This is a genomic window from Oleiphilus sp. HI0067 (assembly GCF_001635735.1).
Map to the genome: position 1 here is coordinate 1 of NZ_LWFI01000989.1, position 6,610 is coordinate 6,610.

9 protein-coding genes are annotated in these 6,610 nt (G+C 43.7%); 4 read left to right on the forward strand and 5 right to left on the reverse strand.

Annotated features, from left to right (window positions below; genetic code table 11):
• The 3 genes from A3739_RS12865 to A3739_RS12875 form a co-directional block, all read left to right on the forward strand.
• The coding region (locus A3739_RS12865; RefSeq protein ID WP_156502571.1) for a DNA recombination protein RmuC at positions 1-1,049 on the forward strand (1,049 nt) is incomplete at its 5' end.
• The gene (locus tag A3739_RS12870; RefSeq protein WP_068473300.1) at positions 1,049-1,474 is read left to right on the forward strand and encodes a hypothetical protein; all 426 of its coding nucleotides are present in this window, start codon (positions 1,049-1,051) and stop codon (positions 1,472-1,474) included. The genes A3739_RS12865 and A3739_RS12870, both read left to right, overlap by 1 nt.
• A gap of 279 nt (positions 1,475-1,753) precedes the next feature.
• Positions 1,754-2,167 carry a hypothetical protein gene (locus A3739_RS12875; RefSeq protein WP_156493597.1) on the forward strand — a complete coding sequence of 138 codons (414 nt, stop codon included), beginning with the start codon at positions 1,754-1,756 and terminating at the stop codon, positions 2,165-2,167.
• Between the two features lie 81 nt (positions 2,168-2,248).
• On the opposite strand, the gene A3739_RS12880 is transcribed toward A3739_RS12875, so the two are convergent.
• The 4 genes from A3739_RS12880 to A3739_RS12895 all read right to left on the reverse strand — a co-directional run bounded on the left by A3739_RS12880 (position 2,249) and on the right by A3739_RS12895 (position 4,988).
• Entirely contained in the window at positions 2,249-2,773 is a 525-nt protein-coding gene (locus A3739_RS12880; RefSeq protein ID WP_068473294.1) for a nucleoside 2-deoxyribosyltransferase, read from the reverse strand.
• A 28-nt stretch (positions 2,774-2,801) separates the two neighbouring features.
• Positions 2,802-3,473 (reverse strand): energy-coupling factor ABC transporter permease, encoded by a 672-nt coding sequence (locus tag A3739_RS12885; protein WP_068473291.1) that lies wholly within the window; start codon positions 3,471-3,473, stop codon positions 2,802-2,804.
• Between the two features lie 108 nt (positions 3,474-3,581).
• Positions 3,582-4,436 carry a CPBP family intramembrane glutamic endopeptidase gene (locus A3739_RS12890; protein ID WP_068473287.1) on the reverse strand — a complete coding sequence of 285 codons (855 nt, stop codon included), beginning with the start codon at positions 4,434-4,436 and terminating at the stop codon, positions 3,582-3,584.
• Positions 4,437-4,463: 27 nt separating this feature from the next.
• Positions 4,464-4,988 carry a DUF2165 family protein gene (locus A3739_RS12895; protein WP_068473284.1) on the reverse strand — a complete coding sequence of 175 codons (525 nt, stop codon included), beginning with the start codon at positions 4,986-4,988 and terminating at the stop codon, positions 4,464-4,466.
• A gap of 232 nt (positions 4,989-5,220) precedes the next feature.
• Here A3739_RS12895 and A3739_RS12900 point away from each other — a divergent pair, with 232 nt between their 5' ends.
• A complete protein-coding gene (locus tag A3739_RS12900; protein WP_068473282.1) occupies positions 5,221-6,006 on the forward strand; it encodes a glucosaminidase domain-containing protein in 786 nt (261 codons plus the stop codon).
• A 117-nt stretch (positions 6,007-6,123) separates the two neighbouring features.
• On the opposite strand, the gene A3739_RS29935 is transcribed toward A3739_RS12900, so the two are convergent.
• A partial coding sequence (locus A3739_RS29935) for a hypothetical protein (protein WP_231877074.1) occupies positions 6,124-6,610 on the reverse strand: 487 nt, incomplete at its 5' end.

Consider the following 6,610-nt stretch of genomic DNA (forward strand, 5'->3'; position numbering starts at 1 on the left):
TGGCAACAAACTCGAAGGCCTTACAAGAAGCCAATCAACAGAGTCTTTCGGCGACAATCAACCCTTTCAAAGATTCGATCGATGCTTTTAAGAAAACAGTTCATGACAATCATCGACATGAAAATGAACAGCGCGCAGCATTGCGACAAGAGCTAGAAACGCTAAAAGAACTAAATTTAAAAATTACGACCGAAGCGCATGAGCTGTCAACGGCGTTGCGTGGGCAGAAAAAACTGCAAGGAAATTGGGGTGAGTTAGTACTTGAAAACGTACTAGAGCGTTCCGGTCTAGAACTCGGTAAGGATTATCAACGCGAGGTGTCATTCAACACAGAAGAAGGTCGTTTAAGACCAGACGCTGTGGTTTACCTTCCTCAAGGCAAACATTTAATTGTGGATGCCAAGGTGTCTTTGAATGCCTACACGCGTTATGTGAATTCTGAAGATGAGTCTGAACGCGCAATTGCTTTGAATGAGCATGTGGGGGCGATGCGCGATCGTATCAAAGAACTCGCGGATAAAGACTATTACAAGTTGCCGGGTATGAACTCTCCCGAGATCGTATTTATGTTTGTACCCATCGAGTCAGCGTTTGTTGAGGCGCTTAAAGCGGATGAACAGTTATTCCAAGAAGCGATCGCGAACAATGTATTAGTTGCCACACCGACAACCTTATTGACCAGTTTGAATATCGTGCGTCAGTTGTGGCGCTATGAAGATCAGAATAAACATACTGCAGAGCTCGCGAAAAAAGCCGACGGTGTTTTTAAGAAACTAAACGGCTTCTTGGTGAGCTTTGAAGGTGTAAAGAAAGGTCTAGATCGCGCGCAAGAATCTTATGCCAAGGCAGAAGGGCAACTTCTGAGTGGTAAAGGTAATTTAGTGAAGCAAGTTGGCGACTTTAAGAAATTAGCGCCAGCGATTAAAGCTGAATTGCCAGAGTACTTCTCTGACAAGGCTGACTTAGAAATCGACTTTGTACCTAGCGATGAACAGATTGAAGAGGCTTCCGCTAAACAGGGTTCTTTATCTATTGAATTAGATAGCTAATGGTAGGGATGATTGCCAAGATGACGCGGTGCTTCATAGCGTTAAGCCTCTCATTACTGATTTTAAGTGGGTGTGTTCACTCACCAAAAAAACAAGAGCAGGGGTTTCGGTTTAATTCTGTAGAGGTGTTTAATCAAACGCGTAGCGATATTTTTAATATGAAAATTGAGGTGACCAAGTTTCATCGAAAGTTTGCATGTGGAATTATCTTACGTGATTCGCTTTGTATGAACGGTTTTCATCCTCGTGTGCTGCAAAGTAACGATGTTGTGATTAGCTGGGATCAAGACGGGCAGCATTACGAAATAGGCCCGATTCGTCTACAAATGCCTGAAGATTATAATCCGAACACTACTCATGCCATTCAATTTATATTCATCGATCATCATCGTGTAGAAATGGCATTCCCTGAGTCTCGCTATTAATTGGGACTTTTGTGTCGCGCGCCATGCCTCGTATTAGGGCGCGTTTTACTCTTTTCTACATACTTACATTTCTTCGTATACAGACCTTTTTTGTATTGAACTACGATTTTTTATACAAAATTTTGCATGTGAAAAATCTTCGTCTAGGCTAGGAATATCAACGGCTTACAAGTGTTTCTTGACTGCTTTTATGTGGTGCGGGAGACGTATTTTGCGCACATTGATGGTGCGCTACGTAAAGCCAAAAATCTAGATTGTCTACGTATTAAAGGAGTAGTTATGAACGATCGTAGTTGGATGTTGAACCCCTCAGCCATCACTGCTGCACGCAACTGTATTCACCTCGTGCAGGACGAACTCGGCGTGAAGTTAAAGCTATCTCACCCGCAGTTTATTGAGATGTTACAAGAGTATGCCGAGCTGACTGACTCAGAAGAATTAAACGAGAGCTTAGCGACACTTCTTCAATATGCTGATGGCGATGTGCCTACTTTAAATAGTCAGCAAGACAAGGCTGTTGCCAGACGTGATGCTCGCCCTGCTAAAGCAGCTAGTCAGGCTCAAGCTCAAATGGCTCACAACGCTACAGGACAAGGCGAACTGGTCGAGTACCGTGGAAAATTCTATCCAATGTACAATGCCCAAGGCTTGAAGTTCCAAGGCTTGTATCGCGGTCAGGCTCGATATAGTTAATCACTGAGAGGTCTATGTGGTGCGAGATAATAGTAAGAGCGGTGAGATCGCTTACCGCTCTTTGTACCCTGTTCCACTGATCTAGCTAAGATACTCGGATTGTTGTTCTGACTGCGCTCTTTCGAGTGCGCATTGAAAGGCTTTCAAAGCAGCCTTGTCGTCTCGGTCATCGATGCAATCAATGGGTGCAGAACAGCCGATCATTAAGTTGTCGATATATCCAAAATCCTCGATAGACATGCCGTCTTGTAAGAAATGTGGGAAGTCCTCACTGATTCTTTGCTTGAGCTCACGACTGTCAGAGCTATAGCAGAATACTTTTTTGCCTGCTTTCCGCGCATAGCCAATCTCAAACGCTGTTCCTAAGTCACAACTGGGTCCTCTAAACGGGGTGATATTTGCCATCACAATATGGCATCGGTCAATCATATCGATGTTTGCTTGAAATATGTCTGGGGCAGGATCGGCACGTTTAATCTCGTTATCAAGAGGGAAGAGTGGAGTGAACCCAGCATCGTGACAGAGCTGTTTTTTTATTTCGCCAGAATCATCTTGAAAGAAAACATCTGGGCCAGCTAAATAAATAGTCGAGCGTTCTTGCGTCATTTATTCAAATCGTTGAGAGCGGGTGAACTTATGAGTGTTTACTAAGATAGCGGTTCTGGTCAAACAATCTTACCCACTCGGGATGGTTAAAAATCAAAATACTAATGAGCATGCCGTTGATCGTTGCTTCTGGTGCCGCGATGAGTGGAATAAACACCCAAAATTCATTCGTTATTTGCTCAAAGCTGTAGATGCTTTGACTCCATAGAATAAGCGTCATCATAAGCCCGCTTGTAATCACTGACGCGGCCGCTCCGAGAAAAGCAACTAAGAAGATGAACGAGAAAGGGTGTGTAGACTTGCTGCGGTCGTGTGCGAGCCAAACACAATAGTTTGTGAGTAAGGGGATTAGTACTGATACCAACATGTTGATACCAAAGCCTTCAGGGGACTCAAGCCCCAATACAATGGTTCCTGAGATCGCTAATGCCGCCACCCATATTGCTAGTTGCCACCCCATTAGCAGGTGCACAACTGTAATCAAAAAGAAATGGATTCCTAGACCATCGGAAATGCCAGCTCTTAAGGACCAGATAAACATAAGAGCGACAGTACAAAAGCCAATAACATGCTGAACACGTGTGTCGTGAAATATGGCTTTCCAATGAATAAAGAAAAGTGCGAGCGCTAAGGCTACAAAAGCCAGAATGTTGGTGAACCAAATAAAACCATTACTAAACAAGTCAGCACTGATGTTCATAATGCTAATCCTACTCGCAGACCGATGCTGAAACTGTTACGTTTTATTCAGCAAAGTGTACCACTCTAGATAGCGCGGAGTATTTTCATTGCTCCTCTATTACGATAGCTATCTTCGGATTTGACGGTTTGCTTGCCAATATTGCATCAATAAGAATGTGCCAAAAATAGGCTTAGCAATTAGCGCGATGGCCAATGAGGCCGTGGTGACGAGGGATGCCCCTGTGTGTGATTCCGGCATCAATGCAACGACTTTTCCTAGTAGCAAGACACTAAAATCCCAACTTCCATGAACAAGAATAGGAGGCCATATACTCGCGGTCATGAGTCTGAGCGCGCCAAGCAGAAGCCCTGATGAAAATGCGCTTAGCACTTGATAGCTTGTTTCTACAAACGGTTTACCATGCACCCAGTTTGCATAATGCGCTAAGCCAAATACGAGCGCGGCAAGCGCAACGGCCTTGATCTCACCGAATGTTTGATGGATGCCACTTTGGAGCACACCTCTGAACAAGAGTTCTTCGAACATACCAATCAGAAGTGTCATGAGCGCGAGAAGGGCAAGTTGTTGAACAGGAAAGTTATTAAATAGTGTGTCGGTGAGATCAGCAGATTCGGCCTGAGAAATCGCTGCAAATAAAACTAATCCGGGAAAGCACATGGCTATCCATATATATTTTCTGCGTTCGCTAATACTGCTTCTAGCACCAATGTGTCGCCATTGACTGAAGAAACTGATCACAAGGGCAATACTTGTAACGAGAAAAATCTCAAATGGAAGCTGCTTAATAATCTCAGATGCGTCGTTCAGTCCTTTTCCTTTGCCAAAGGAATGTGAGCTGAATAAACCTGGTACGATCAATATGAGCAAATATATAAATACGATAAAGCCTGCAAATAATGCAGGCTTTTGGTCGTATGCCTTTATGCCTTTCGAACGAAATGATGAGTCAGTGGTAGGCATAGATTAGGTTAATAGAGTTCGTAGAGATTAGTTGGACGTCTCTTCCCACTCTCTTGGAGATGGAAGCAATATATAAATGGCGGCGATTAAGATGAATGTCGCAAAGGTGTAAGCTTTCATTTGGCCATTCCATTGATTTGCCCACATTTGAAACCATTCAGCGCCGACAACACCGAACCCAAAATACCATACCAATACTGCGATAGTTGCACTCAACACAAATAATGCTTGTCCTGTATGGAACTGAGAACCACCATGGTTGGTATTCTTTAGCATCAGAAAAGCGGCTGCCACGCCTAATATTCCAGCGCTCAGTTCTGCAGCAATAATGGCCCAATAGCCAAGTGTTTTTAAGGTGCTTGACTCGATGGCGCGAGATTTAAGTTCCTCGCCGGCAAACCAAGCTTCCATTGTATCCATGGATAAGACGTGTTCGACAAACTGATAGTTGGTGTTGTAATCGACAATATTGTTATAGCCGACCAAGAAACAAAATATTCCAATAGCCGCGGCAACACAGCCTTTAGATAAACGATGGATTTTGTGTAGCATGAAAATTCACCTATTCTCTGTTGATTGGCGCTAAGTATAGAAAGGAATTTCGACTTTGCTGAATCGATAGCAGTGCTCTGTATAAGTTTCTGGATTAATAATGCTCATCATTATGCTGTAGATTATCGAGATAAATCTGTCATCATCACAGGTAATGTTAAGATTGAGGTTCGACTTTTGAGTGTTGTGAATCCTCACTCTACGATTATTCAGCTAGTAAGATGGAATCTTAATGCGACAGCTAATCGATAAAATTTCTTTCTTTTACGGACTTATCGCCCTCAGTGTTCTCTGGTTAGTGCTTGCCTTTTTTATGGGTGATGAAACTCTCGATGCGCCCAGCATAGTAAGCTCTCCTGTCCCAGACTTCTCCAGCTATAAGAATGTAAAAGAAAAGAAAGACGCGTTTTTTTCTTACTTCTTACCTATTGTGGAACAAGAAAATGTTCGTTTGGAAAAACTACGTAGCGATATTCAAACCGAAAAGAGTCAAACAGAGCTTGAGCAGCTTGCCAAAAAATACCGCTTAGAGATTAGCTCTCCGATTACTGCGCCAGAGAAAGAGCAATTGCTGTCTCGGATCGATCAAATTCCCTCATCGTTAGTGTTAGCGCAAGCAGCGATTGAATCCGCCTGGGGAACATCTCGGTTCGCGACTCAAGGGAATAATTATTTTGGTCAATGGTGTTTTACCAAAGGCTGCGGTTTAGTTCCTTCCGCTCGCAATGATGGGGCGATTCATGAAGTGCGTGTGTTTGACTCGCCAACAGACTCTGTTCATGCGTATTTTAGAAATATTAATTCCCATCCAACCTACGCTCAGCTGAGAGATTTACGTGCGCAAGCACGCGCAAATGGCGAGCCCATTCACGGCTGTGTGCTTGCCGAGGGGTTGTCGAGATATTCAGAACGTGGTCAGCATTATATTGATGAGATTCGACAAATGATTCGCGTAAACAAACTCACTCCGCATAGTTTGGCACCGTGCAGAGCCGGGCCTAAGCAAGGGGCTGAGTAAAAGTGCTCTTGAGCAGAAGTGCTGAGTATTAAAATCACTACTCTAGAACGTGTTTCCTGTATGGCTGTATAGCTGTGTGGCTAGGCAGTGGTGATAAAAATCTCATCACGCTAGTGCTTATTCCTTGTACCACTCACCATTCGCTTTCGGTCTAATCCAAGCGTGCGAATACCAGTAATATCTGCCTTTTTCGGATGATGGTGCTGTGCAGTTAATGCGTGAACGGCCAACGGGGAGAGTAAGTTCTTGCTGAACGATGATACTGTTTTCTTCTTGCTTGATGGATACTGCATCACCCTCAAAAAAGCACGAAATACCTGCATACTTCCTATCAAATTCAAATCTTAAGCCTTTGCTTATACTGGGTTGTCGAACGATCTTTTGATTCGGAATGACCTTACTCGCATGTAGCGGCAAACTTGCGAGTTTTAACTTAAATTGTTTCATCGCACCGAAACGGTTGGTCATCGGGAATCGGGGTAATGCTGTTAGATCATGAGCATTGCCCACGGCGCCAGATTGCTGTCCAAAACTTACATAGCCGAGTTCTTGTGAGAGGCTTTGCACTTCTTGTGTATATTCCCCATAGGGATAAGCTAGCAGT

What these genes read in the sequence shown, in the direction of transcription:
- A3739_RS12880 (WP_068473294.1), bottom strand. Translation starts at nt 2,773, where the DNA reads ATGACGCAAGAACGCTCGACTATTTATTTAGCTGGCCCAGATGTTTTC.
- A3739_RS12870 (WP_068473300.1), top strand. Translation starts at nt 1,049, where the DNA reads ATGGTAGGGATGATTGCCAAGATGACGCGGTGCTTCATAGCGTTAAGC.
- A3739_RS12895 (WP_068473284.1), bottom strand. Translation starts at nt 4,988, where the DNA reads ATGCTACACAAAATCCATCGTTTATCTAAAGGCTGTGTTGCCGCGGCT.
- A3739_RS12885 (WP_068473291.1), bottom strand. Translation starts at nt 3,473, where the DNA reads ATGAACATCAGTGCTGACTTGTTTAGTAATGGTTTTATTTGGTTCACC.
- A3739_RS12900 (WP_068473282.1), top strand. Translation starts at nt 5,221, where the DNA reads ATGCGACAGCTAATCGATAAAATTTCTTTCTTTTACGGACTTATCGCC.
- A3739_RS12875 (WP_156493597.1), top strand. Translation starts at nt 1,754, where the DNA reads ATGAACGATCGTAGTTGGATGTTGAACCCCTCAGCCATCACTGCTGCA.
- A3739_RS12890 (WP_068473287.1), bottom strand. Translation starts at nt 4,436, where the DNA reads ATGCCTACCACTGACTCATCATTTCGTTCGAAAGGCATAAAGGCATAC.